This window comes from Nocardia sp. NPDC050793, from assembly GCF_040654065.1.
Lineage (GTDB): Bacteria > Actinomycetota > Actinomycetes > Mycobacteriales > Mycobacteriaceae > Nocardia.
The window spans coordinates 443,434-467,168 of sequence record NZ_JBFAHG010000001.1; the positions used below are offsets into that span (position 1 = coordinate 443,434).

General features: G+C 70.6%; 22 protein-coding genes. 11 read left to right on the top strand and 11 right to left on the bottom strand.

Going from position 1 to position 23,735, the window contains the following annotated elements; all coding sequences use genetic code 11:
• The first annotated feature begins 1 nt into the window (after position 1).
• Complete coding sequence (locus AB0H50_RS01955; RefSeq protein ID WP_357445221.1) at positions 2-1,105, top strand: hypothetical protein; 1,104 nt, start codon at positions 2-4, stop codon at positions 1,103-1,105.
• Positions 1,106-1,165: 60 nt separating this feature from the next.
• Here the strand turns inward: AB0H50_RS01955 and AB0H50_RS01960 are convergent, their stop codons facing one another.
• The 6 genes from AB0H50_RS01960 to mqo form a co-directional block, all read right to left on the bottom strand.
• The gene (locus tag AB0H50_RS01960) at positions 1,166-1,543 is read right to left on the bottom strand and encodes a cobalamin biosynthesis protein (protein WP_357445224.1); all 378 of its coding nucleotides are present in this window, start codon (positions 1,541-1,543) and stop codon (positions 1,166-1,168) included.
• Entirely contained in the window at positions 1,530-2,972 is a 1,443-nt protein-coding gene (locus AB0H50_RS01965) for a cobyrinate a,c-diamide synthase (protein ID WP_357445227.1), read from the bottom strand. The genes AB0H50_RS01960 and AB0H50_RS01965 overlap by 14 nt, the downstream gene beginning before the upstream one ends.
• Before the next feature lie 37 nt (positions 2,973-3,009).
• Positions 3,010-3,624: a cob(I)yrinic acid a,c-diamide adenosyltransferase gene (cobO, locus tag AB0H50_RS01970; RefSeq protein WP_357445230.1), complete on the bottom strand. Its 615-nt coding sequence runs from the start codon at positions 3,622-3,624 to the stop codon at positions 3,010-3,012.
• 41 nt (positions 3,625-3,665) lie between these two features.
• A complete protein-coding gene (locus tag AB0H50_RS01975) occupies positions 3,666-5,654 on the bottom strand; it encodes a magnesium chelatase subunit D family protein (protein WP_357447198.1) in 1,989 nt (662 codons plus the stop codon).
• A gap of 354 nt (positions 5,655-6,008) precedes the next feature.
• Positions 6,009-6,458 (bottom strand): GNAT family N-acetyltransferase, encoded by a 450-nt coding sequence (locus AB0H50_RS01980; protein WP_357445233.1) that lies wholly within the window; start codon positions 6,456-6,458, stop codon positions 6,009-6,011.
• Between the two features lie 18 nt (positions 6,459-6,476).
• The gene (mqo, locus tag AB0H50_RS01985) at positions 6,477-7,985 is read right to left on the bottom strand and encodes a malate dehydrogenase (quinone) (protein WP_357445236.1); all 1,509 of its coding nucleotides are present in this window, start codon (positions 7,983-7,985) and stop codon (positions 6,477-6,479) included.
• Between the two features lie 343 nt (positions 7,986-8,328).
• On the opposite strand from mqo, the gene AB0H50_RS01990 reads away from it, so the two are divergent.
• A complete protein-coding gene (locus tag AB0H50_RS01990) occupies positions 8,329-9,393 on the top strand; it encodes an alpha/beta hydrolase (RefSeq protein WP_357445239.1) in 1,065 nt (354 codons plus the stop codon).
• Here AB0H50_RS01990 and AB0H50_RS01995 read toward each other — a convergent pair.
• A complete protein-coding gene (locus tag AB0H50_RS01995; protein ID WP_357447201.1) occupies positions 9,373-9,936 on the bottom strand; it encodes an alpha/beta hydrolase in 564 nt (187 codons plus the stop codon). The genes AB0H50_RS01990 and AB0H50_RS01995 overlap by 21 nt on opposite strands.
• A 368-nt stretch (positions 9,937-10,304) precedes the next feature.
• Positions 10,305-11,537 carry a serine hydrolase gene (locus AB0H50_RS02000; RefSeq protein WP_357445242.1) on the bottom strand — a complete coding sequence of 411 codons (1,233 nt, stop codon included), beginning with the start codon at positions 11,535-11,537 and terminating at the stop codon, positions 10,305-10,307.
• A gap of 119 nt (positions 11,538-11,656) precedes the next feature.
• Here AB0H50_RS02000 and AB0H50_RS02005 point away from each other — a divergent pair, with 119 nt between their 5' ends.
• Positions 11,657-12,358: an LppP/LprE family lipoprotein gene (locus AB0H50_RS02005; protein WP_357445245.1), complete on the top strand. Its 702-nt coding sequence runs from the start codon at positions 11,657-11,659 to the stop codon at positions 12,356-12,358.
• Between the two features lie 117 nt (positions 12,359-12,475).
• On the opposite strand, the gene AB0H50_RS02010 is transcribed toward AB0H50_RS02005, so the two are convergent.
• Both AB0H50_RS02010 and map read right to left on the bottom strand, forming a co-directional pair.
• Positions 12,476-14,047 (bottom strand): cobyric acid synthase, encoded by a 1,572-nt coding sequence (locus AB0H50_RS02010; RefSeq protein ID WP_357445248.1) that lies wholly within the window; start codon positions 14,045-14,047, stop codon positions 12,476-12,478.
• Between the two features lie 43 nt (positions 14,048-14,090).
• Positions 14,091-14,954: a type I methionyl aminopeptidase gene (map, locus tag AB0H50_RS02015; RefSeq protein WP_357445251.1), complete on the bottom strand. Its 864-nt coding sequence runs from the start codon at positions 14,952-14,954 to the stop codon at positions 14,091-14,093.
• Between the two features lie 123 nt (positions 14,955-15,077).
• On the opposite strand from map, the gene AB0H50_RS02020 reads away from it, so the two are divergent.
• Positions 15,078-16,088, top strand: a complete 1,011-nt coding sequence (locus AB0H50_RS02020; RefSeq protein ID WP_357445254.1) for an LLM class flavin-dependent oxidoreductase — start codon at positions 15,078-15,080, stop codon at positions 16,086-16,088.
• A gap of 1 nt (position 16,089) precedes the next feature.
• Here AB0H50_RS02020 and AB0H50_RS02025 read toward each other — a convergent pair whose 3' ends face one another.
• Complete coding sequence (locus AB0H50_RS02025; protein WP_357447204.1) at positions 16,090-16,740, bottom strand: GntR family transcriptional regulator; 651 nt, start codon at positions 16,738-16,740, stop codon at positions 16,090-16,092.
• 215 nt (positions 16,741-16,955) lie between these two features.
• On the opposite strand from AB0H50_RS02025, the gene AB0H50_RS02030 reads away from it, so the two are divergent.
• From AB0H50_RS02030 to AB0H50_RS02060, 7 genes are all read left to right on the top strand, one after another.
• A complete protein-coding gene (locus tag AB0H50_RS02030) occupies positions 16,956-18,083 on the top strand; it encodes a TIGR03364 family FAD-dependent oxidoreductase (protein ID WP_357445257.1) in 1,128 nt (375 codons plus the stop codon).
• A gap of 11 nt (positions 18,084-18,094) precedes the next feature.
• Positions 18,095-18,784 carry a phosphonatase-like hydrolase gene (locus tag AB0H50_RS02035; RefSeq protein WP_357445260.1) on the top strand — a complete coding sequence of 230 codons (690 nt, stop codon included), beginning with the start codon at positions 18,095-18,097 and terminating at the stop codon, positions 18,782-18,784.
• A gap of 92 nt (positions 18,785-18,876) precedes the next feature.
• Positions 18,877-19,911 (top strand): 2-aminoethylphosphonate ABC transporter substrate-binding protein, encoded by a 1,035-nt coding sequence (locus tag AB0H50_RS02040; protein ID WP_357447207.1) that lies wholly within the window; start codon positions 18,877-18,879, stop codon positions 19,909-19,911.
• A gap of 1 nt (position 19,912) precedes the next feature.
• Complete coding sequence (locus AB0H50_RS02045; protein ID WP_357445263.1) at positions 19,913-21,133, top strand: ABC transporter ATP-binding protein; 1,221 nt, start codon at positions 19,913-19,915, stop codon at positions 21,131-21,133.
• A gap of 49 nt (positions 21,134-21,182) precedes the next feature.
• Positions 21,183-22,079: a 2-aminoethylphosphonate ABC transporter permease subunit gene (locus tag AB0H50_RS02050; protein ID WP_357445267.1), complete on the top strand. Its 897-nt coding sequence runs from the start codon at positions 21,183-21,185 to the stop codon at positions 22,077-22,079.
• A 2-nt stretch (positions 22,080-22,081) separates the two neighbouring features.
• Positions 22,082-22,879 (top strand): ABC transporter permease subunit, encoded by a 798-nt coding sequence (locus tag AB0H50_RS02055; RefSeq protein WP_357445270.1) that lies wholly within the window; start codon positions 22,082-22,084, stop codon positions 22,877-22,879.
• Between the two features lie 48 nt (positions 22,880-22,927).
• Positions 22,928-23,530, top strand: a complete 603-nt coding sequence (locus AB0H50_RS02060; RefSeq protein ID WP_357445273.1) for a DUF4126 domain-containing protein — start codon at positions 22,928-22,930, stop codon at positions 23,528-23,530.
• Positions 23,531-23,735: the final 205 nt, after the last annotated feature.

Sequence of the window (23,735 nt, forward strand, 5' to 3'; positions counted from 1 at the left end):
CATGACCGCACCCGCGCCCCTCGACGAATACCCCATCCATCAGACCCCGCTCCCGATGACCAGGGTCGGCAGCAGCGACCGGAACTTCTACGACCGCAGCTATTTCAACGCCCACGACCGCGACGGCGGCACCCTGCTGATCTCCGGGCTCGGCGTCTACCCGAACCTCGGGGTGACCGACGCCTACGTCGCCGTTCGCCGCGGCGACGAGGTGCGCTCGGTGCGCTTCTCGGACGCACTCGGCGGCCGCAGCCTGGACATGAAGGTGGGCGGGTACCGCATCGAGGTGCTCGAACCGCTGCAGCGGGTGCGCGTCGTCTGCGAACACGACGAACTGAGCTGCGATCTCACCTGGACCGGAGCTTTTCCCGCCGTACAGGAACAGCCGCACCTGATCCTGACCGGTGGCAGGCCCATCATCGAGGCGTCCCGCTTCGCGCAGGTCGGTGCGTGGGCGGGGACGCTGAGCGTGGACGGCACCGACATCACGGTCGACCCCGCGGTGTGGACCGGGACCCGCGACCGCTCCTGGGGCATCCGTCCGGTCGGCGAGACGGAGCCGCCGGGACGCGCCGCCGCCGAGCCGTCCGGCGGTTTCTGGTGGCTGTACGTGCCGCTGCGTTTCGACGATTTCGCGATCGTGGTGATCGTGCAGGAGGAACCGGACGGCAGGCGCACCCTCAACGACGCGGTGCGCGTCTGGCCGGACGGTCGCACCGAACAGCTCGGCTGGCCGCGCGTCAGCATCCAATACCGTTCGGGCACCAGGATTCCCGTCGCCGCACGGCTCGATCTCACCACCCCGGACGGCAAGGCGCTCGAGGTAGAGATCACCCCGAGCGCCGGTGTCCCGCTGCACGTCGGCTGCGGCTACGGCGGCGACCCCGACTGGTTGCACGGCCAGTGGAAGGGCCGCGACTGGTCCGAGGCCCGCCGCTACGACCTCACCGACCCGGCGATCGCGGCCCGCGTCCCGTTCGGCGTCATCGATCACGTGGCGCACGCCCGCTGCGGTTCTGCCGAGGGATGGGGCCTGTTCGAACACGCCTCTCTCGGACGACACGATCCCACGGGGTTCGCCGACTGGTCGTCCGTGGCGCCCTGACCCGCCGCGCCGCGTCCTGGCGTGTGTCTGGGCGCGGCCACAGTCCTGATGCCGCCCTGTTCAGCCGATGCGCGCCATTGCCACGGTGACATTTCCGTGAATCTCTTTGGCTCGCATCAGAACTCCCCCGTTCGACCCGAGCACGGCCGCGGCCTCGGCGACACCGGCCGCGCCCACCGCCGACTTGGTGCGGTCCGCCGGCGTGGGCACCGCGACGCCGTCCAGTTCGGCGGCACTGAAGGTGCGCACACGGACGCCCAGTTCTTCGGCGGCCACGCGAAGGCCCGGTTCGTCGGCGCGGCGGTCGATGGTGGCGAGGCAGACCAGGGTCGCGTCACCGAGCACGTGCCGCACGGCGGCCAGGATCGCGGCGGAGGCCGCGCCCGGTCGCATACCGACACCGATCACGACCGGCGCGCGGAACTCAGTGCGGCACACGGGCGTAGTCGGCCGCCGCGGCGAAGAAACGGGCTGTCGCAGCGGGGTTTCCGGCGGGATGGGTATGCAGGTAGGAGGCGTGGACGTGGCCGACGAGCGCGCCATCGCGTACGCGTGCGCCCGCGCCGTCGTGCCAGCCCCAGGCCGGGGCGTCGGTGGCGGCGGTGACGAGTCTGGTGCGGTGGAACTCGTGGCCGCGCACCCGCTCCCCTGCCCGCCACAGCGCGGAGTCGGCCAGCGCGACGGCGTCGCGATAGCCGAGGGTCAGGCGCGGGCCGAATTCGGCGTCGGCGTCGACGACTCCCGCCATGGCGTGGCCGTCGAGGGATCGGGTCAGGTAGAGCAGGCCCGCGCATTCGGCGTGGATCGGTAGCCCGGCGCCTGCGTGCTCGCGGACCGCGGCGAGCAGCGGCGTGTTCGCCGCGAGATCGGCGGCGTGCTCCTCGGGGAATCCGCCGGGCAGCACCAGACCCGCTGTGCCGGTGGGTAGTTCGTCGCGCAGCGGATCGAAGACGCGCACTCGCGCCCCGGCCGCGCTGAGCAGTTCGCGATGCTCGGCGTAGCCGAAGGTGAAGGCGGGACCACCCGCCATGGCGATCACGGGGCCCGACGAGCCCGGCCGGTCCGTCGAGACGGTTCCGTTCGAACCCGAACCCGGGGCCGCGTCCGCCGCGACGGCCTCCCGCACCGCCGCGACCGGATCCCAGGCGACCCCGTCGACCGCCGGTCGCGCGAGCGCCGCCACCGCCGCCAGATCCACGTGAGCGGCAACGAGTTCCGTCATCGCCGCCACCGCCGCCGCGGCCGCCGCACCGTGCTCGACGGCGGGGATGAGCCCGAGGTGGCGGGAGGGCACCTCGAGGGCGTCCATCCGCGGCAGCGAGCCGAGAACGGGCAGGCCGACCCGCGCGCAGGCGGCGCGCAGCACCTGGTCGTGGCGTTCGCTGCCGACGCGATTGAGGATGACGCCGCCGAGCCGCACACCGCTGTCGAAGGTGGCGAAGCCGTGCAGCAGCGCGGCCAGGCTTTGGCTGTGGCCGCGAGCGTCCACCACCAGCACCACGGGCGCGCCGAGCAGGCCGGCCACCTGGGCGGTGGATCCCTCGGCGACAGGGCCGGTTTCGTGCTCGTCGATGCGGCCGTCGAACAGGCCCATCACGCCTTCGACCACGGCGAGATCGCAGCCCGCGGCGCCGTGGTGGTACAGCGGCACGACCCGTTCGGCGCCGACGAGCACCGGGTCGAGGTTGCGTCCCGGCCGTCCCGCCGCGAGCCCGTGGTAGCCGGGGTCGATGTAGTCCGGCCCGACCTTGAACGGCGCCACCCGATGCCCGGCCTGCCGCAGCGCGCCGATCAAACCCGTTGCGAGCGTGGTCTTCCCGCTCCCCGAGGCGGGCGCGGCGACGACGACCGCTGGTACACCGCCCATCACGCCACCGGGCGGCGCGCGACCACGCCGCGACGGTTCACCATTCGATCCCCCGCTGCCCCTTGCGGCCCGCGTCCATCGGGTGCTTGATCTTGGTCATCTCGGTCACCAGGTCGGCGGCGTCGAGCAGCGCCTGCGGCGCGTCGCGGCCGGTGATGACGACGTGCTGGTTGCCCGGCCGTCCGACCAGCGTCTCGACCACCTCGCCCACGTCGACCCAGCCCCACTTGAGCGGATAGGTGAATTCATCGAGCACGTAGAAGCGATGCTGTTCGGCGGCGAGCCTGCGCGCGATCTCCTGCCAGCCGGCCAGGGCGGCCGACGCGTGGTCTTCCTCGGTGCCGTGCTTGCGGGTCCAAGACCAGCCCTCGCCCATCTTGTGCCACTCCACCGCGCCGCCCGCGCCGGTCTCCTCGTGCAGCCGCCCGAGGGCGCGGAACGCCGCCTCCTCGCCCACCTTCCACTTCGCGCTCTTCACGAACTGGAAGACCGCGACGTCGAACCCCTGGTTCCAGGCGCGCAGCGCCATCCCGAACGCCGCGGTCGACTTTCCCTTACCCGGCCCCGTGTGCACCGCGAGCACCGGCTGGTTGCGCCGCTGCCGCGTGGTCAGTCCATCGTCCGGAACCGTCTCCGGCACGCCCTTGGGCATCGAATCTCCTTGTGCCTCAGTTCAACCCTGGCCAGCGCCGGTCAGGCCGCACGCGCGGACCTCGCCGCGGGACCGTCCACGGAACCCGCGCGGACGATGTCCGCGACTGCCGCGCCGGTCAACTCCGCGAGCCGCAGATATCCGCCGCGCAGCGCGCCCGCCAGCTCCGCCGCAAGCCCGAGCCGCACCATGCCGCGCTCGCAGTCCACCACCATCGCCGTGACCGCGTCCTTGGCGAGCAGGGCGGCGGCGGCGCGGGCCCGCGGCACCGGGTCGACGCCGCCGGTGGCGCGACCGTCGGTGAGCAGCACCAGCATCGGGCGCCGGCGCGGGTCGCGCACACGTTCCCGGTGGATCACCTCGCGCGCCTTCAGCAGGCCCGCGGCCAGCGGCGTCTTGCCGCCGGTGCGCAGACCCGCGAGACGTCGGACCGCGATGTCGACCGAGGAAGTCGGGGGCAGCACGAGTTCGGCGTCCTGGCCGCGCACGGTGATCACGGCGACCTTGTCGCGGCGCTGGTACGCGTCGCGCAGCAGGCTCACCACCGCGCCGGTGACGGCCGACAGCCGGTCCCTTGCCGCCATGGAGCCGGATGCGTCGACCACGAAGACCACCAGATTGCCTTCGCGCCCTTCGCGATACGCGCCGCGTAGGTCCTCGGCTTCGAGGGCGAGGGGCCCCTCGACCCGGCCGCGGCCGTGCTGGTGCGGCACGGCGGCGAAGACCGTGCCGAGCAGATGCAGGCCCGAGCTGGTCTCGGTGGTGGAGCGGACGACCCGGCCATGCCTGGTCTGGGCGCGGGACCGGCGGCCCGGCGCGCCTTCGCCGACACCGGGCACCTCCCAGCGCGGCGGCTTCGCGGCGCTGGGATTCGGTGCGCCGGTGCGTCCTTCGCGCGAAGCGGGACCGCCGCCGGGGCCTTCGGGCGGCGCGTCGGGGCCGTCGTGAGGGTCCTCGGGACCGCGATCTCCGTCGGTGCCATCGGTTTCCGGGCGATCGCCGTCGAATTCCGTTGGCGGCGCTGGCTCCTCCGCGCGATCGGCCTGCGCGGCGGCCTCTTCCATGGCTTGGTCGAGTTGCTCTTCGCTGATGCCGGGCTCGTCGAACGGGTCGCGCCGACGCCGGTGCGGCAGTGCGAGTTCCGCGGCGATCCGCACGTCGTCCTCGGTGACGGCGTCGCCGCCGCGCCAGGCCGCGTGCGCCGACGCGGTGCGAGCGACCACGAGATCGGCGCGCATGCCGTCGACGTCGAAGGACGCGCACAGGGCCGCGATCCGCCGCAGCTCCACGTCGTCGAGCGCGACCTCGGGCAGCCGGTCGCGCGCCGCCAGGATGCGCCCGGCGATCTCCCGGTCGGCGGCGGCGTAGCGGGCGGCGAACCCGGCCGGATCGGCCTCGTAGTCGAGCCTGCGGCGCACCACCGCCATCCGTACGTCCACGTCGCGGGATGCGGCCACGTCGACGGTGAGGCCGAACCGGTCGAGCAACTGCGGGCGCAGTTCGCCCTCTTCCGGATTCATGGTGCCGACCAGCACGAAGCGCGCGGGATGCGAATGCGAGACGCCGTCGCGTTCGATGTGCACGCGGCCCATGGCCGCGGCGTCGAGCAGCACGTCCACCAGGTGGTCGTGCAGCAGATTCACCTCGTCGACGTAGAGCACGCCGTGGTGGGCGGCGGCCAGCAGGCCGGGCCGGAACGCCTGCTCGCCGTCACGCAGCACCCGCTCCAGATCCAGCGATCCGACCACGCGATCCTCGGTGGCGCCGACCGGCAGCTCCACCAGCCGCGCGGGCCGCGCGCCCGTCTCGTCCACCACCGGCGGCAACAGGTGCGCCAGCGCGCGAACCACGGTCGACTTCGCGGTCCCCTTCTCGCCGCGCACCAGCACGCCGCCGATACCGGGATGCACCGCGCACAAGATCAACGCCAGCTGCAACCGCTCCTGCCCGACCACCGCCGAGAACGGAAACCCCGCCTCGGCGTCTACCCGAGCGGAACGGGACGGGGGTTCGGTTTCTACACGGGACAAGGACACGCCCCCAGACTAAGCGCGCCCGGCCGTCCGAAGGCGACCCACCCCGCCAGCGACTCCGATACATGGCCATTCATCCTCCGGCCACCACCCGTACCCCGATGGAGATACACATCGCTGGCCGACGGCCACCGACCCGTGCCCAGACCGAGACATGACCACGGGCCACCTCGAACCCCAACGCACTGTCCGCGCATCCCCGACCACCCCCGGGGCGAGTCTTACGAGCCCGTTCGCGGCCCGTCTCGCTTCCGAGCGGTCGAGACGCATGCGCCCCCGGCGCGAGGCTCGACCGCTCGGAAGCGAGACACCAGGGGGCCGCGAACACGCGCGCGCCAGCGCGCCAAAGACTCAGCCCCGCCGCATGGGCACGTGCATGATCCCGTCGTCCTCGAACTCCGCACCGTCCGGCTGGAAACCGTGCTTGGAGTACATGTCGACCAGATAGGTCTGCGCGTTCAACCGCACCGTCGCCGACCCGACCTCGGCGAGCGCCGCCTGGAGCAGCCGTGTGGTGTACCCGTGCCCACGAGCGGGTACGGCGGTACACAGCCGCCCGATGCGGAACGACTTGACGCCGCCCTCGTGCTCTTCCAGCAGGCGCAGGGTGCAGATGACCTCCCCCTCGTCATCGAGCCAGAAGTGCCGGGTCTCCGGCAGCAGATCGCGTCCGTCCAACTCCGGGTAGGCGCACTTCTGTTCGACGACAAAGACTTCGACGCGAAGTTTCAACAGCCGATACAGGGTCGCCGTATCGAGATCTTGCGCCCATGACCGTTTGAGAGCAACCGTTGACATCATCGCGCCTTGCTATCACACCTACGGCGTCAGCGCGACCCCTGCATGCCTGGACGTGTTCGCGTTGGTGAGGTTGAGCGACTTGTTCGTCCAGTCCCACACCTCGTGGAACAGGGCTTTGTCCTCGGAGAGCTTCAGGCCGAGCGACGGGATCATCTCGCGCAGGCGCGGGGTCCAGTCGGCGTACTCGCGCGGGAAGCAGCGCTGCAGCACGTCGAGCATGGCGGTGACGCAGGTGGAGGCGCCCGGCGAGGCGCCGAGCAGACCCGCGATGGAGCCGTCCTTGGCGGCGATGACGGCGGTGCCTAGTTCCAGCACGCCGCCGATACCCTTGCGGCGGATGATCTGCACGCGCTGACCCGCGGTGATGAGTTCCCAGTCGCGGCCGTCGGCCCGCGGAATGAACTCCTCCATGGTGTAGACCTTGCCGGACTGCGATTTGAGCAGCTCCGAAACCAGGTACTTGACCAGGGACAGCTCGGTGACGCCGACGCCGAGCATGGGCGCGAGGTTACCGGGACGGATGGACTTGAACAGGTCGGTGTTGCTGCCGTCCTTGAGGAACTTCGGGGTCCAGCCCGCGTAGGGACCGAACAGCAGACCCGGCTTGCCGTTGATGACGCGAGTGTCCAAGTGCGGCACGGACATCGGCGGCGCGCCGACGGCAGCCTTGCCGTACACCTTGGCCTCGTGCTTGTCGATCAGGTCCGGGTTGGTGCAGCGCAGGAACTGGCCGCTGACCGGGAAGCCTGCGAAGCCCTTGATCTCCTTGATGCCGGACTTCTGCAGCAGCGGCAGCGCGCCGCCGCCCGCGCCGACGAAGACGAACTTGGCCTCGACCGTGCGGGTCTGGCGGGTGCGCAGGTTGCGGACCCGGACCTTCCAGCTGCCGTCGGACTGCTTGTCGATGTCACGCACCTCGTGACCGAAGGCCAGGTCCGCACCGGTGGCGCCGAGGTAGCCGAGCAGTTCCTTGGTGAGCGAACCGAAGTCGATGTCGGTGCCGCCGTCGGTCCAGTTCAGCGCGACCGGGTCGGAGAAGTCGCGGCCCTTGGCCATCAGCGGCAGCCTGCGCGCGAACTCGTCGGGGCTGCCGATGTACTCCATGCCCTCGAACAGCGGGTGCGCGGCCAGCGCCTCGTAGCGCTTGCGCAGGTACTGCACGTCGTCGGCGCCGTGCACGAAGCTGACGTGCGGGATGGGGTTGATGAAGCGCGACGGGTCGCCGAGGACGCCGTTCTCCACCGCGTAGGCCCAGAACTGGCGCGACACCTGGAAGCGCTCGTTGATGTCGATGGCCTTGGTCACGTCGACCGAGCCGTCGGCGTTCTGCGGGCTGTAGTTGAGCTCGCACAGGGCGGAGTGTCCGGTGCCCGCGTTGTTCCAGGGATCGCTGCTCTCCGCCGCCGCGGCGTCCAGCCGCTCGAACAACGAGATCGACCATTCCGGCTGCAGCTGGCGAAGCAGCGCACCGAGGGTGGCACTCATGATCCCGGCACCGATGAGTACTACATCGGTCTTTTCAGTCATGGCAGCGTTCGGCACGGGTAGATCGACTTCCTTGTCACTTCTGGCGCGGCCACCGGCACGGTGGTTCGGCCTGGGCACGGGCGCTATGTGGTTGTTTGCGACGGGCGCTATGCGGTTGTTGCGACGGCGCCGTGTCGTTGTTCGCGACGGGCGCGCGTGTTCGTTTCGAGCCTGGCGTGACTCGGCGGTCGATAAGGTTACCCGCCGTTCACCTATCGCCAATTGTGCACCTCGCGACGTCGCATTCAGGCAACGAACCCGGTGAATGTGACATAGATACCTCCCCCGCTCCAGGTCGCGAGCGATCTTCTTTCCGGGCCGCACCTCGCCTACATTGGGTCTCGTGACGAACGAAACCTCGCTAGACGTGTCCGATATCACGGAGCGGACCGGAGGCAATTGGCGGCCGGATGTCCTGGGAGCGGGGTACGAGCAGCGTTCCATCCCGCTGGGCGCCGACCCCGACGGTGAGGGCGACATCTCGGCAACCCTGGTGCGCTATCTCCCGGATTCCGGCGCGGCCGCCACCGAGTGCGCCGTGATCTACGTACACGGCTTCACCGACTACTTCTTCCAGCAGCATCTCGCCGAGCACTTCGCCGCGCGCGGTCACCGCTTCTACGCCCTCGATCTGCGCAAGTGCGGCCGCTCGCTGCACGACGGCCAGAGCCCGCACTACGTGACCGACCTGGCCTTCTACGACGAGGAGCTGAGCGAGGCGCTGCGTATCGTCCAGGCAGAGGCCGGGGCGGAGGTGCTGCTTGTCGCGCATTCCACCGGCGGGCTGATCGTGCCGCTGTGGCTGGACCGGCTCAACCGGACCGCGGGCGTCGCCGCTTCGGGCATCGTCGGGCTGGTGCTCAACAGCCCCTGGTTCGACCTGCAGGGTCCGGCCTACTACCGGACGATCGGCACGCCGATCATCGGCATGCTCGGCCGGTTCCGTTCGATGCTGGAGCTGCCGGGCGCCTCGATCAGCACCTACGGCGACAGCCTGCACAAGAGCGCGGCGGGCGAGTGGGACTACAACCTGGACTGGAAGCCGCTGGCGGGTGCGCCGGTGCGCTTCGGCTGGCTGCGCGCGATCCGCCGGGGTCAATTCCGGCTGCATCAGGGCCTCGACATCGGGGTGCCCGCGCTGATCCTGCGTTCCCGGCTGACCAAGTTTCTGTCCAAGTACGGTCCGGCCGCCGACGTGGCCGACACGGTGCTCGACGTCAGGCAGATTCAGCGCTGGTCCGGCTGCCTCGGTGACCGCACCAACATCGTGCCGATCGAGGGCGCCCGCCACGACGTGTTCCTCTCCGCGGCCGAGCCGCGTGCCAAGGCCTTCGAGGAGATGGACAACTGGCTCGACTGGCTGGCGGTGTATCGGCGCAAGGCCGAATCACCAGAGGCTGGTGCGTAGCACGATCTCGGTGGCCATTTCGTGGTCGGCTTCGGTGGCGACGTTGTCGACGTCGACCTGCACCACGCGGAATTCGCCGTAGACGAAACGCCCCGAGCCGTCGGCGACCGTCCGCGGCAACCGCTTGGTGACCAGCACGGTCACCGGGAGTTCCAGCGGACGGCAGCCGGGGTCGGCGACGGTGCCGTCGGCCGCGGGCGACGCGGGATGGCCGCGGTCGGCGACCACCAGGCTGATGAACCGCCCGAACGGGCCGGAGCAGGTCTGCCAGGCCACCGCGGCGCCCGCGCCACGCGCCGCAACGTGCGCGTAGGGGACGCCGAGCTGGTCGAGGATCGCGTGCACCCCGGCCGGGTCGAGTCCTTCGACGGACTCGACGGCGAGGGTGCGCAGGTCGGAGGTGTGCAACCGCGCGACGACCTGGTCGTACACGTCCACCGGATCGCCCGCGTCGGGCAAGAGCAATACCGTGTGCCGCGTATCCGGGCCGTCGACCCGCACGGTCCAGGCCCGGTCACCGACCGTGATCCGCCGAGACTCCATGTCCCAGTACGCTACACCGCCGCAACCCGCCCCGGCGGCGTGTCCGCCGGACCGGCTCACACCGGCGACCGCATCCCTGTGATGGTCGCGGCCGCCGGGTTTCATGGTCACGGTGACATCGCATCCCGCCTCCCGCCCGAGTTGTTCGACGAGCGCGTCCTCGAAGTCGGCTCCCTCGGCGCAACGCCGCAGGGCTTGCCGCGCCCTGTCGGTCCGCTCGACCACGATCTCGGCGGAGGCGAGCAGGCGGAGCACGATCTCGGTAACGGTCTCGGCGTCCAGCCAGGTAAGGAGGCCCAGACGCCGGGTCGCTGCCCCGATTGCAGCCGTGCCGGGCCACCGTCGAGCACCAGGCAGCGGGGCGCGGTTCAGGCCTCCCGGCTGGGGATCGCCGCCGAGATCTGGGCAACCAGTTGCCAGGGGCGGTTGGTGTCGCCCGTCGCTTTGCCACTCGTGAGGATGGCGCCGGAGAGGCCGCGGGCGGGGTCGGCCCAGCCGTACTGGGTGGTGAGTCCGCTGCGGCCGAAATGGGTTTCGGTGTGGCGGCCGAACTTCGAACGGCTGCCGCCGAGTTCGTAGCCCGCTACGCTGACCCGGCCCGCCGCCCCTGGTATCCGGCGCGCGGGACGCACTGCCGCACTGAGCGTCTCCGGTCGCATGATCCGGACGCCGTCCAGTTCTCCTCCGCGCGCGAGGATTTCGTAGAAGCGGGAAAGTTCGTAGGCGGTGGTGATCAGATTGCCGGACGGCAGTTCCGCGGCGAGAAAAGCACGGGTCGCCTCGTCGTTCATCGCCCCACCCATGCCGCCGCCGAGTGCCTTGCGCGCCAAGAACTTCCACACCCGTGACGGACCGGGACCGACCGGCACGCTCGGCACCACCTGATCGACCTCCTCCGGCCGTACCCCGAAGTTGGTCCAGCGGAAGCCGAGCGGCGCGAGGATCTGCTCGTGCAGGTGCTCCCGCATCCGCTTTCCCGTGGCCCGCTGCACCAGAAGCCGCTGGATCAAACCGCTGGTCAGCGCGTGGTAGACGCGGAAACGACCGGGCGGCCAACTGGGCCGGAGATCGGCGAGCGCTTGCACCGCCAGTTCCTCGTCGACCACCAGTTGGTAGCCCCGATACGGCGGGGTCACGAACGGCACGCCCGCCGAATGCGACAGCACGTCGCCGATCGTGATGCGCTCTTTGCCGTTGGCGGCGAACTCCGGAATGTATTCGCACACCGGGTCGTTCAGCGCGAATACGCCCTGCTCGGCCAGCATCACCATCAGCGCCGCGGAGACGCCTTTGGCGGTGGAGAATCCGCAGAACGGCAGGTCCGGTGTGGCGAGCACCCGAGCCACGTCAGGCCCGTCCTCCGGCCCGTTGCCCCACCCGTGCCCGATTGCCCGGTTCAGCAGGATCTTCCCGTCGCGCCGCAGGCACACCTGAATCGCCGGTGTGGTCCCCAGGCGATACCAGGCACGCACCGACTCCCACACCGCATCGATCGCGGCGCGGCTCACCCCGGCATCGGCCGGATCGTCTTCCGGGCCGGTCGTCGTCACCGACTCCAGATCCGCGGCGACTGTCACCAACAAGCCAGCAGGCGCATTCATCCTGTCAAGGGTAGTGATGTCCCGAATTTCTGCGTCTAACGCGCCGACCGGGAACCACGATGGAACGAACGAGCGTGCGATGGCACGGTCTCGACAGAATCGAGGGGACGATGAACCACATGGTTCGAGTGGCCACGCTGCTAGCCGCCGCGGCCGCGCTGGCAACAGGCTGTGGCAACGACGACTCGGCGCAACCCACGCCGAGTTCGCAACGGACAACGGTGCCCGCGTCCGCCACCGGAGGAACGACCACGTCCGCGGGACCCACGCCACAGGCGCCCGGTGACACGGCCACGCCCCCGGCGGCCACACCGGCGCCCGTCACGACACCATCGCCCATCGCGACCGAAACATCGCCGCAGCCCGGCCCGACCACCCCGGTCGACACGAAGCCCGCGCCGAGCGACAACATCAGCGGTCCCGGGCGCTGCGTCGACCCCGCGTCGGCGGGTGTGCGCGCCGCGCTGGCCGGACTGGGCGAAGGCTGGGTTGCCACGCAGGCCTCGGCCAACCAGCCGGGTAGCTGCGAGCAGCTGTTGTGGGTGCGAGCCGTGGGCGGAAATTCGGCGGGCGCGCCGATCCACGTCCTGTTCTTCTACGACGGAAAGTACTTGGGGCCGGCAACTTCCGAGCCCTACGCGTTCACGCACGTGGCGGGCTCGAACGGCAACTCGGTCAGCGTGGCGTACCGGTGGCTGGTCGCCGACGAGCCGTTCGCCGCGCCGCAGGGTGGTCCGGTCACGATTACCTACACGTGGACCGGTTCGAGTCTCGTCATGAGCGATCCCCTGCCGAAGGAGGTCACCCAACCGCGCCGCTAGCAGACAGTCCGCCGGTCAGCGATGTTGGCGGCACCGCCGCGCCCAGTCGTCGCCTCTCCGAGGTGGACCGTCGCGCCGCCATTCGGCGGGATGACGAGCCGAATCGCGGTCAACGACCTAGCGCCGGTCCGCCACGTCGAATGTGACGAGGCTCGAGCTGAGCGTGGGCATTCCGTCGGGCGCGCCTCCGGCGATCAGCTTCTCCAGCAGGTCCGTGTCGAGGTGGTTCTCCATCAGGTCCGCGAGCAGGTCGAGTTGCGCGGTGCGCACGGCGGCGACCGAGGTTCCTTCGGCGGCAAGGAAACCCGCGCGGCCCGCGTGCCGCGCGACCTCGCGCAACCAGGCGCGGCGGAAGTCGTCGGATTCCATCAGCCCGTGCAGGTGCGTTCCCCAGATCGCGCCGCGGACGCTGCCCTCCGATTCCCCCGCCGCCGTCAGCCAGGCCCGGTCGCCGCTGCGCGTCACGCGCCCGTGGTGAATCTCGTAGCCGTGCAAGGCAATACCTTCGGTGCCGATCGACGTCACCGGGCTCGGCGCACCGTGACCTTCGGTGCGGCGCAACACCTTCGGCTCGGCGAACTCGACGTCCAGGTCGAGCAGACCGAGTCCGTCGACCGTGCCCGCCGCCGATTCCACGTCGTCGACGATGCGGCGGCCGAGCATCTGGTAGCCGCCGCAGATGCCGAGGATGGGCTTGCCCGCCGCGGCGCGGTCGGCGAGCGCGGCGGCGATTCCGCTGCGCCGCAACCATTCCAGGTCCGACACCGTCGACTTGCTGCCCGGCAGCACCACCAGGTCGGCATCGGCCAGCCGGGAGGGATCGCGCACCCAGCGCACTGCGACACCGGGTTCGCAGGCCAGCGCCTCGACGTCGGTAGAGTTCGAGATGCGAGGCAGCCGGACGGCCGCGACCGTCAGCCATTCCGTTCCCGCGGGCGCGGCCGGGCGACCGACCGGGGCGTCGGCGATCGTGCCGAGCGAATCCTCGGCGTCGAGCCAGAGGTCCTCGGCGAACGGGACGACACCGAGGGTGGGCCGCCCGGTCAGCTCGGTGAGCCGATCCAGGCCCGGCCGCAGCAGCTCGACGTCGCCGCGGAACTTGTTGATCACGAATCCCGAAACGAGTTGCTGGTCGCCGGGTTCCAGGACGGCGAGGGTGCCGAACAGATGCGCGAGCACCCCACCCCGGTCGATGTCGCCGACGACGAGCACCGGCAGCCGCGCGGCCTCGGCCAGTCCCATGTTGGCGAGATCGGTGGCGCGCAGGTTGATTTCGGCGGGCGATCCGGCGCCCTCACAGATCACCACGTCGAATTCGGCGCGCAGCGAGGCGAGTTCGGCGGCGACGACGGCGCGGAGTTCCTGCCGGTGCTGGAAGTAGTCCGCCGCGCCGACGGTGCCGACGGCCTTGCCGCGCACCACGAGTTGCGAGCGGCGGTCGCTGCCCGGCTTCAGCAGCACCGGGTTGAAGCGCACGCTCGGCTCGAGACCGCAGGCACGCGCCTGCAGCGCCTGGGCGCGCCCGATCTCGCCGCCGTCCATCGTGACGACGGAGTTGTTGGACATGTTCTGCGCCTTGAACGGCGCCACCCGCACGCCCTTCCTGGTCAGCATGCGGCAGATGCCCGCCACCACAACGCTTTTCCCGGCGTCGGAGGTGGTGCCCGCGACCAGCAGCGCGCCCCTCATCGCGACCTCTCCCGAGCGCGGCCGGATCGAGCGCGCGCGGCGCTCACGGCAGGGTGAGGATGTCCGCGCCGGTCTCGGTGACGACCAGGGTGTGCTCGAACTGGGCGGTCCACTTGCGGTCCTTGGTGACCACGGTCCAGCCGTCGTCCCAGATCTCGTAGTCGATGCCGCCCAGGTTGATCATCGGCTCGATGGTGAAGGTCATGCCCGGCTCGATGACCGATTCCACGGCGGGCTGGTCGTAGTGCAGGATCACCAGGCCGCTGTGGAAGGTGGGGCCGACACCGTGGCCGGTGAAGTCGCGCACCACGCCGTAACCGAAGCGGTTGGCGTAGGACTCGATGACGCGACCGATCACGTTGAGCGCCCGGCCGGGGCGGACCGCCTTGATGGCCCGCATGGTGGCCTCCTCGGTCCGCTCGACCAGCAGCCGGACCTCCTCGGCCACGTCGCCCGCGAGGAAGGTCTTGTTCGTGTCGCCGTGCACGCCGTCGATGTAGGCGGTCACGTCGATATTGACGATGTCGCCGTCCTCGACGACGGTGGAGTCCGGAATCCCGTGGCAGATCACCTCGTTCAGCGAGGTGCAGCAGGACTTCGGAAAACCCTTGTAGCCCAGCGTCGACGGGTAGGCGCCGTGGTCGCAGAGGAACTCGTGGGCGATGCGGTCCAGTTCGTCGGTGGTGACGCCGGGTGCGACCGCCTTACCGGCCTCTTCGAGCGCCCGCGCCGCGATCTTGCCCGCGATGCGCATCTTCTCGATGGTCTCCGGCGTCTGCACCCAGGGCTCGCGCCCCTCGTTGACGGTCTTCTTCCACGCGTACTCCGGTCGCTCGATGGAGCGCGGCACCTCGCGGGTGGGCGAGAGCGTGCCGGGAACGAGTGGCTTACGGGTACGCACGGACATGGGACAAGAGTATCCGGACCCCGCCGGTGGCACCCGTCCGCCCGCGCGAGGGCGGAATAGGACCGGACCACAGTCCGTTTAGTCTGGCACAGCAACTACACTACGCACGACAGGACTCGAACTGTGGAACTGGGACTGACGACGTTCGCCGAGCTCTATCCGGTCGGCGACCGGCCCGCGCCGAGCGCCGCGCAACGCCTGCGCGAGGTGGTCGAGGAGGCGGTGACGACGGAGCGCGCGGGCCTGGACGTCTACGGCGTCGGCGAACACCACCGCGCCGATTTCGCCGCGTCGGCGCCCGCCGTGGTGCTGGCGGCGATCGCGGCGCGCACCGAGCGCATCCAGCTGACCAGCGCGGTCACCGTGCTCAGCTCCGCCGACCCGGTCCGCGTGTACCAGGACTTCGCGACGCTGGACGGACTGTCGGGCGGGCGCGCCGAGCTGATGGCCGGGCGCGGCTCGTTCACCGAGTCGTTCCCGCTGTTCGGCTACGACCTGGCCGATTACGACGAGCTGTTCGAGGAGAAGCTGGCGCTGCTGCTGCGGCTGCGCGAGGACGCGCCCGTCACCTGGTCCGGGAAGTTCCGCGCCCCGCTGCGCGGCGCGGTGGCCTATCCACGCACCGACGACCGTCCGCTTCCGGTGTGGATCGCGGTCGGCGGCAGCCCGGAGTCGGTGATCCGCGCCGGACTGCTCGGCCTGCCGCTGGCCATCGCGATCATCGGCGGCCAGCCCGCGCGTTTCGCGCCGCTGGTCGACCTGTATCACCGGGCGCTGGCCGAGGGCGGTCACGAGCGGCAGCCGGTAGCGGTGCACGCGCACGGTTATGTAGCCGACACCGACGAAGCGGCCGTCGCCGACTTCTATGAGCCGTACGCGCTGGCCATGAGCACCATCGGCCGCGAGCGCGGCTGGGGCCCGATGACCCGCGAGCAGTTCGACGCCCTGCGCTCGCAGAGCGGTTCGTTGTTCGTCGGCACGCCGGACTATGTCGCCGAGAAGATCGCCGCCGTGCGCGACACCCTCGGCCTGGACCGGTTCATGCTGCACACCAGCGTCGGCACGCTGCCGCACGAGAAGGTGCTGCGCACCATCGAACTGCTCGGCACGAAAGTGGCGCCGCAGCTTCACTGAGCTACTTCGACAGACGCGCCTCGAACGCGATCCGATCGCCGCGATAGAGGGCGCGTACCCGCTCGATGGGCGCGCCCTCCTCGTCGACACTGCGCCGGTGCAGCAACAGCAGCGGCAGCGCCGTCGTGCATTCGAGCAGCGCGGCCTCGCGCGGAGAGGCCAGCACCGTCTCGATGCGCTCGGTGGCGGCCCCGAATTCCACGCCAGAGGCGCGCACCGCGGCGTAGAGCGAGGTCGTCGGGTCGTAGTGGTCGCGAAGTCCGGCGAAGCGGGTCAGCGGCAGGAAGGTGCTCTCCAGTCCGATGCGCTCGCCGTCGGCGAGCAGCACCCGTTCCAGGTGCATGACAGGCGTGCCCGCTGTCAGCCCGAGATCACGGGCGGTGTCCGCGTCGGCAGGGACGTCCTCCCAGCCGACCAGGATGCGGCCGGGCACCCGACCCAGGCTCAGCGCACCCTCGGTGTAGGAGCGCAGCGACAACGGCTGCACCATCTTCGGCCGCGAGACCACCGTCCCCCGGCCCTGCCGCCGAATCCGGCCCTCCACCAAGAGATCCCGCAACGCCTGCCGGACGGTCTCGCGGGCGACCTCGAATCGCAGCGCGAGTTCGCGCTCCGAGGGCACCGGATCGCCCTCGTCCAGCTCGCCGATCATCCCCTCCAGTTCGGTGCGCACCCGATACGACTTCGGCAAGCGCTCCGGAAGGGCCAATTCGGCGCTCCCGCCGGATGTCTCGCCGCGCCGGCCGCGCGTCACCTCCGTTGCTTCCATGCCCGACAGCCTACCCGCAATTGGTCTATACCAATTGTTAACCCGGCGTTCGCACGAGCAACACCCATCGGTCTAGACCATTGCTCACCATGGGTCCCATGCGAGTGGTCATCATCGGCGGTGGAATTCTCGGCACCGCCCACGCCTGGGCCGCGGTCCGCCGCGGACACGAGGTCGTGCAACTGGAGCGTGAGTCCGAGGCGCGCGGTGCGACAGTGCGCAACTTCGGCCTGGTGTGGGTATCCGGGCGGTCCGCAGCGGAGCTCGACCTGACCTTGCGGTCGCGCGAGCTCTGGGAGGAGATCGGCGGCAAGGTTCCCGGCGTCGGTTTCCGCCCGGCCGGGTCCATCACACTGGTGCGCACCCCCGAGGAACTGGCGGTGGCGACCGCGGCGGCGGCGAGCGACACCGCCGAGGCGCGCGGCTTCGATCTGCTCGAACCCGAGCGGGTGCGCGCGATCAACCCCGCGCTGCGCGGCAAGTACCTGGCCGGTCTGCACTGCGCGACCGACGCCGCAGTCGAGTCACGCCAGGCGCTGCCCGCGCTGCGCGCCTATCTCACGGCGACCGGCCGCTACACCTTCCACGCCGCGACCGAAGCCCGCTCGGTCACCGACACCAATTCCGGCGCAACGGTTCTCGACGACCAAGGCCGCGCTTTCACCGCCGACCTTGCGCTGGTCTGCCCCGGCGCAGCACACACCGGGCTGACCAGGGAGCTGGTCGGTGCGATCCCCGTACGCCGGGTCCGGCTCCAGATGATGCAGACCGCGCCGCTGGGCGAGCCGCTGACCACCGCGATCGCCGACGGCGACAGCTTCCGCTACTACCCCGGCTTCGCGGGTCCCGAGGTGGACGCGCTCGAACGCGAGCAGTCCCAGACCGCCACCGCGGCCGAGCACAAGATGCAGTTGCTGTGCGTGCAGCGCCTGCACGGCGGCCTCACCATCGGCGACACCCACGAATACACCGAACCGTTCGCCTTCGACGTGGACGAGGCGCCCTACGAACACCTCACCTCCGTCACCGAGGAACTGCTCGGTCGCAAGCTGCCGCCGATCGTGCGCCGCTGGGCCGGGGTGTACAGCCAGAGCGTCGATCCCGCCGCGATCGTCACCCGCGCCAAGGCCGACGAGCACGTCTGGGTGATCACCGGTCCCGGCGGCCGCGGCATGACGCTCGGCCCCGCGCTCGGCGAGGACACCGCCGACCTGCTCGGACTCTGAGAGGAGACATCATGCCGCACAACACGATCGACCTCGCCGTCCTGGACATGGCTGGCACCACCGTGGCCGACGGCGGCCTGGTGCTGCGCGCCTTCGACACCGCCGCGACCGCCGCGGGACTGGAAACCGAAGGGCCGCAGCGGGAACGAGCCCGGCGCTACGTGCTGGACACCATGGGCCAGTCCAAGATCGCCGTGTTCCGCGCGCTGCTCGGCGACGAGGACCGCGCGCAGACCGCCAACCGCGCCTTCGAGGCCGCCTACGACGACCTGATCGACGAGGTCGACATCGCACCGATTCCCGGTGCGGCCGAGGCCATCTCGGCGCTGCGGGCGGCGGGCGTGCGAGTGGCGCTGACCACGGGCTTCAGCCGGAACACCCAGGACCGGCTGCTCGACGCGCTCGGCTGGCGCGACATCGCCGACCTCACGCTGGCGCCCTCCGACGCCGGTCGCGGCCGCCCCTACCCCGACCTGGTACTCACCGCGCTGCTGCGCCTGCGCATCGACGCCGTCGATCGCGTCGCCGTGCTCGGCGACACCACCAGCGATATCGCCGCGGGGCGCGCCGCGGGCGCACGCATCGTCGCGGGCGCGTTGACCGGCGCGCACGACGAACCGCGGCTGCGCGCCGCGGGCGCCACCCACGTGCTGCCCTCGGTGGTCGAGTTCGCCGAGCTGATCCGCGCCGAGCGCACCTGAGTCACCGCCTGCCACACCGCCCCTTCGACCCAACAGCCCAAACGAAAGTTGCTCCCACCGTGCGTACTTCTCCCACGCGCCTGTCCCGCGTCCTGACCAGGACCGCCCTGCTTGTGGTCACCGCCACCGCGGTCGCCGCCACCGCGGCCTGCGGCGGCACGGGCTCCGGCGGCTCCGGCGGCCAGACGGTCACCGTCTACTCCGCCGACGGCCTCGACGCCTGGTACAAAACCCAGTTCGACAAATTCCGCGCCGAGACCGGCATCGCCGTCGATGTCGTCGCGGCGGGCTCCGGCGAGGTGGTCAACCGCCTCGAGAAGGAGCAGTCCAACCCACAGGCCGATATCGTGGTCACCCTGCCGCCGTTCATCCAGAAAGCCGACGCCGCAGGGCTTTTGCAGCCGCTGGGCGTGGACACCTCGGCCTATCCCGCCACCGAGAGGGACCCGAACGGCAGGTTCGTCAGCCTCGCGGGCAACTACCTGAACTTCATCGCGAACAACTCCGTCGACGCCTCGAAGCTCACCTGGGACGACCTGCTGAAGCCGGAATACCGGGGCAAACTCCAGTATTCGACGCCGGGCCAGGCCGGCGACGGCACCGCCGTGCTGATCCTGCTGCAACAGCTGCGCGGCAAGGACGGCGCGCTGGACTACTTGAAGCGGTTGCAGGTCAACAACGTCGGCCCCTCGGCCTCCACCGGCAAACTGCAGCCCAAGGTAGACAAGGGCGAGCTGCTGATCGCCAACGGCGACATCCAGATGAACATGGAGTCGATCACCTCGAAGGGCTCCGAGTTCGGCATCTTCTTTCCCGCATCGGCCGACGGCGCAAGGCACACCGTCGCGCTGCCCTATTTCATGGGCTTGGCCAAGGGCGCCCCGCACGCCGAGGCCGCCAAGAAGCTGATGGACTACCTGCTGAGCAAGGAGGTGCAGCAGACGCTCGGCCCGGACGCGTTCGCGGTCTCGGCCCGCACCGATCTCGCCGACGCGCCCGCCACCGGCTCCGGCCCGACCCCGGCCGCGCTGCTGCAAGGCGTCCAGGTCGTGCGTCCCGACTGGACCAAGGTCCTCGCCGACCTGAACGGCGATGTGGCCGCCTACGAGAAGGCCATCGGAGGCTGACATGACCCCCGGCTACACGCTCACCGAATCGTCCACCGCCACCGGGTCGGCACGGGCCGGAACCGATGGCGAACCCGCCATCGTGTTCGACCGGGTCGGCGTACGGTACGGCTCCGGCCGCAAGACCACCGTCGCCCTGGCCGATTTCAGTTTGCGCGTCGCCGCGGGCGAGACCGTCGCGCTGCTCGGCCCGAGCGGGTCGGGCAAGTCGACCGCGCTCGCGGCGCTGGCCGGATTCGTCCGGCCGACCTCGGGCGCGGTCCGGCTGGCCGGGCGCGACGTCACCCAGCTGTCCCCGGCCAAGCGCGGCATCGGCGTGGTGGTGCAGTCCTACGCGCTGTTCCCGCACATGACCGTGCACGGCAACGTGGCCTTCGGGCTGAAGGCGCATCGCGTGCCGCGCAACGCCATCGCGGAACGGGTGAGCGAGGCGCTGGCCATGGTGGGCATGACCGGTTACGCCGGGCGGCTGCCGCGCGAACTGTCCGGCGGCCAGCAGCAGCGCGTGGCCATCGCCAGGGCGCTCGCCATCCGGCCCAAGGTGCTGTTGCTCGACGAACCGCTGGCCGCGCTCGACGCCCAGCTGCGCCAGTCCATGCTCGGCGAATTGCGGCAGCTGCGGGAGGCGTTGCCGGACACCGCGATGCTGTACGTCACGCACGATCAGGCCGAGGCGTTGGCCCTCGCCGACCGGATCGCCGTCATGCGCGACGCCCGGCTGGTCGACGTGGACACCGTCGAGAACCTCTGGCAGCGGCCGCCAAGCGATTTCACCGCCGCCTTCCTCGGCGGCGCGAATCTGGTGCCGTGCACGGTGAATCGGGCATCCGGTGGCGCCGCGCTGGTCACCGCGGGCACGCACACGCTGCGCGCCCATGCGCCGGAGCCGACCGTCGGTAGCCTCCCGTGGGACCCGGATTCGGCTGCGCTGCTGTGCATCCGGCCGCACACCGTCACGATCACCACGACCGCCGAGCGAAACGCATTGCGCGGCAAGGTGCTCACCAGCATGTGGCGCGGCGCCTCGACGCGGCTGGAGGTCGGCGTGGACGGGCTGCCGGATCCGCTCGACGTGGACATACCGGGACATGCCACCGTCACGCCAGGATCGGTGGTCGGCGTGCGATTCCCCGATCCGGCGGGCGTGCTCGTCCCGCGCCGAGTCGGTGACGAATCGGCCACCGCCACAGCTACTCCCGGTGAAACGGAGCGCGGGCAATGAGGGGTCCCGCGGTCTCGCCCCGCCGAACAGCCGCGCGAGGAGGAACACGATGAGCGCGATGCTGCTGGATCGCCCCGCGGCGAGTGCCGAAGCCGCCGCACCGGACGCCGGTCGGCGGACCTGGCGCGCGGTGCTCTGGACGCTGCCACCGGTGTTCGTGGTGCTCCTCGTCGCCGGGTATCCGATCCTGCGCGTGCTCACCGAGTCGACGGTCACCCCGGACGGGCGCGGTACCGAGGTGTGGTCCTCGGTACTGAGTTCGTCCTCGTTCCGAAACGCGTTGTGGCGCACTGTTTCCATCGCGTTCGCCTCGACGGCCGGTTGCCTCGTGCTCGGCGTGTTTCTCGCCGTCGTGCTGGCGTTCGTCCCTTTCCCTGGCTCGGCGGTGGTCGGCAGATTGATCGACACCGTACTCACCCTGCCGTCGTTTCTTGTCACGCTCGCGTTCACATTCCTCTACGGCACCGCGGGTGCGGTCAACGCGCTGATCGCCGATCTCACCGGCCGAGAGACTCCCCTACTGAACTTCCTGCACACCCCGTTCGGCGTGATCGCCGCGGAGATCACCTTCTTCACACCGTTCGTGGTGCGGCCGCTGCTCGCCGCCTTCGCCCAGCTGCCCCGCGAACAGCTCGACGTGGCGGCCAGCCTCGGGGCATCGCCGTGGCGGGTGCTGCGTCAGATCGTGCTCCCCGAGGCCTGGCCCGCCATGGCCGCCGGCGGCAGTCTCGTGCTCTTGTTGACGCTCAACGAGTTCGGCATCGTGCTGTTCACCGGCGCCAAGGGCGTGCTCACGCTGCCCGCGCTGATCTACACCCGCGGCATCGTGACCTTCGACCTGCCCGGCGCCGCGGTGCTCGCTTCGGTGCAGGTGGCGCTGTCGCTCACGCTCTACGCCGCCTACCGCTTCGTCTTCGCGCGCGTGACCGCGCGGAAAGGACAGTGACCATGCTGGTGTGGACCCGAACCGGTCGTGCCGCGGTGCTGGCGGTGTTCGGCTTGGTGGTCACGATCGTGTTCGTCGCGCCGATCGCCACGGTCGTCGCGGCGTCGCTGGCCGGTAGCTGGACCGGTCCGCTCCCTTCGGATCTCGGCTTGGCCAACTTCCGGCAGGCGCTGTCGGGTGACGAGGCAGCCAGCCTGTCGGTGAGCTTGCAGACGGCGCTGCTGGCGGGCGCGGGCGCGCTCGTCGTCGGCACCTGGGGCGCACTGGCCGCTCGGGAGACGCCTGCCTGGTGCCGCAGGCTGACCGACGCCGTGTTCCACCTGCCCGTCGCGGTGCCCTCGGTCGCCATCGGTCTCGGCGTGCTCATCGCCTTCAACGAACGCCCGCTGCTGCTCGGCGGTTCCCGGTGGATCGTCATCCTGGCGCACGCGGTACTGGTGCTCGCCTATGCCTTCAGCGCGGTCTCGGCCGCTCTCGACCAGCTCGATCCCGCTTACCGGCAGGCCGCGGAATCTCTTGGCGCGGGACCGGTCCGGGTGCTCTGCCGGGTGACGCTGCCGTTGCTGCTGCCCGCGCTCGGCGCGGCAGCGGGGTTGGCGATCGCGCTGTCGATGGGCGAGCTGGGCGCGACCATCATGGTCTACCCGGCCACCTGGCGCACGCTGCCGGTCACCATCTTCGGGCAGACCGATCGCGGCGACGTGTTCGACGCGGCGGCGGGGACCACGCTGCTGGTGCTGGTCACCCTGGTGGCGCTGGTGCTGCTCGGCAGGGTGAAAGGCCGCGCGGCGCTACGTTGAGTGCGCCGGTGGCGACGCGACAAACCCACTGCCGCATAGGATCACAGGATGTCGCTGCTCCCCCTGATCTTCACCGCGGGCTGGGCCAGCGGTGTCAATGCCTACGCCGTGGTGCTGCTGCTCGGGCTGTTCGGCGTCACAGGACTTTCCGACGACGTGCCGGAGGGTCTGCAACGCACCGATGTGCTCGTCGCCGCGGCAGTGCTGTTCCTCGTCGAAGCGGTGGCCGACAAGATCCCCTACCTCGACACATTCTGGGACACGCTGCATACCGTGGTGCGTCCCGCCGCGGGCGCCGTGGTGGCGGCCCTGCTCGCGGGTTCCGACGATTCGCTGCCACAGCTCGCCGCGGCGGCGGTGGGCGGCACCGCCGCGCTGGTCAGTCACCTCGTCAAGGCGGGCATCCGGATGGCGATCAACACGTCGCCGGAACCCGCCAGCAATATCGTGACCAGTGCGCTGGAGGATCTCGGCGTCGCGGGCGTCATCACGCTCGCGATCTTCCATCCGGTGGCCGCGGCAATGGTCGCTGGCACGTTCCTGCTGATCGGCCTGACCTTGATCGTCTTGCTGGCCAGCCGGATTCGCCGCTATCGTCATCGGCGTCGGGAGCGGCGCCGAGCCCGCGTTACGGCCGCACAACCCGGCTGAGCCGCGCGACCTTGTCGAACTCGCACCCGGTCGTGCTCGGCCGGGCAACCAGCGGGCGTGCCGCGCCAGTCGACCACGCGGCACGCCGGGCGGGGCGCCCCGTTGCGCCCGCCGTCACTACGGGCGGCGACGTTCACATCCGGGCGGACGCACTGGTCGAATGACAGTCCACCCGGGACGTCGCCGTCGTGGCGGTGGCGCGGTA

Bases quoted from the DNA above. Each gene is read 5' to 3' on its own strand.
- AB0H50_RS02035 (WP_357445260.1), top strand. From the start codon at position 18,095: ATGCCGCACAACACGATCGACCTCGCCGTCCTGGACATGGCTGGCACC.
- AB0H50_RS01965 (WP_357445227.1), bottom strand. From the start codon at position 2,972: ATGGGCGGTGTACCAGCGGTCGTCGTCGCCGCGCCCGCCTCGGGGAGC.
- map (WP_357445251.1), bottom strand. From the start codon at position 14,954: ATGTCCGTGCGTACCCGTAAGCCACTCGTTCCCGGCACGCTCTCGCCC.
- AB0H50_RS02005 (WP_357445245.1), top strand. From the start codon at position 11,657: ATGGTTCGAGTGGCCACGCTGCTAGCCGCCGCGGCCGCGCTGGCAACA.
- AB0H50_RS01980 (WP_357445233.1), bottom strand. From the start codon at position 6,458: ATGATGTCAACGGTTGCTCTCAAACGGTCATGGGCGCAAGATCTCGAT.
- AB0H50_RS02060 (WP_357445273.1), top strand. From the start codon at position 22,928: ATGTCGCTGCTCCCCCTGATCTTCACCGCGGGCTGGGCCAGCGGTGTC.
- AB0H50_RS01995 (WP_357447201.1), bottom strand. From the start codon at position 9,936: ATGGAGTCTCGGCGGATCACGGTCGGTGACCGGGCCTGGACCGTGCGG.
- cobO (WP_357445230.1), bottom strand. From the start codon at position 3,624: ATGCCCAAGGGCGTGCCGGAGACGGTTCCGGACGATGGACTGACCACG.
- AB0H50_RS02050 (WP_357445267.1), top strand. From the start codon at position 21,183: ATGAGCGCGATGCTGCTGGATCGCCCCGCGGCGAGTGCCGAAGCCGCC.
- AB0H50_RS02055 (WP_357445270.1), top strand. From the start codon at position 22,082: ATGCTGGTGTGGACCCGAACCGGTCGTGCCGCGGTGCTGGCGGTGTTC.
- AB0H50_RS02010 (WP_357445248.1), bottom strand. From the start codon at position 14,047: ATGAGGGGCGCGCTGCTGGTCGCGGGCACCACCTCCGACGCCGGGAAA.
- AB0H50_RS02000 (WP_357445242.1), bottom strand. From the start codon at position 11,537: ATGAATGCGCCTGCTGGCTTGTTGGTGACAGTCGCCGCGGATCTGGAG.
- AB0H50_RS01955 (WP_357445221.1), top strand. From the start codon at position 2: ATGACCGCACCCGCGCCCCTCGACGAATACCCCATCCATCAGACCCCG.
- AB0H50_RS02045 (WP_357445263.1), top strand. From the start codon at position 19,913: ATGACCCCCGGCTACACGCTCACCGAATCGTCCACCGCCACCGGGTCG.
- mqo (WP_357445236.1), bottom strand. From the start codon at position 7,985: ATGACTGAAAAGACCGATGTAGTACTCATCGGTGCCGGGATCATGAGT.
- AB0H50_RS02025 (WP_357447204.1), bottom strand. From the start codon at position 16,740: ATGATCGGCGAGCTGGACGAGGGCGATCCGGTGCCCTCGGAGCGCGAA.
- AB0H50_RS02030 (WP_357445257.1), top strand. From the start codon at position 16,956: ATGCGAGTGGTCATCATCGGCGGTGGAATTCTCGGCACCGCCCACGCC.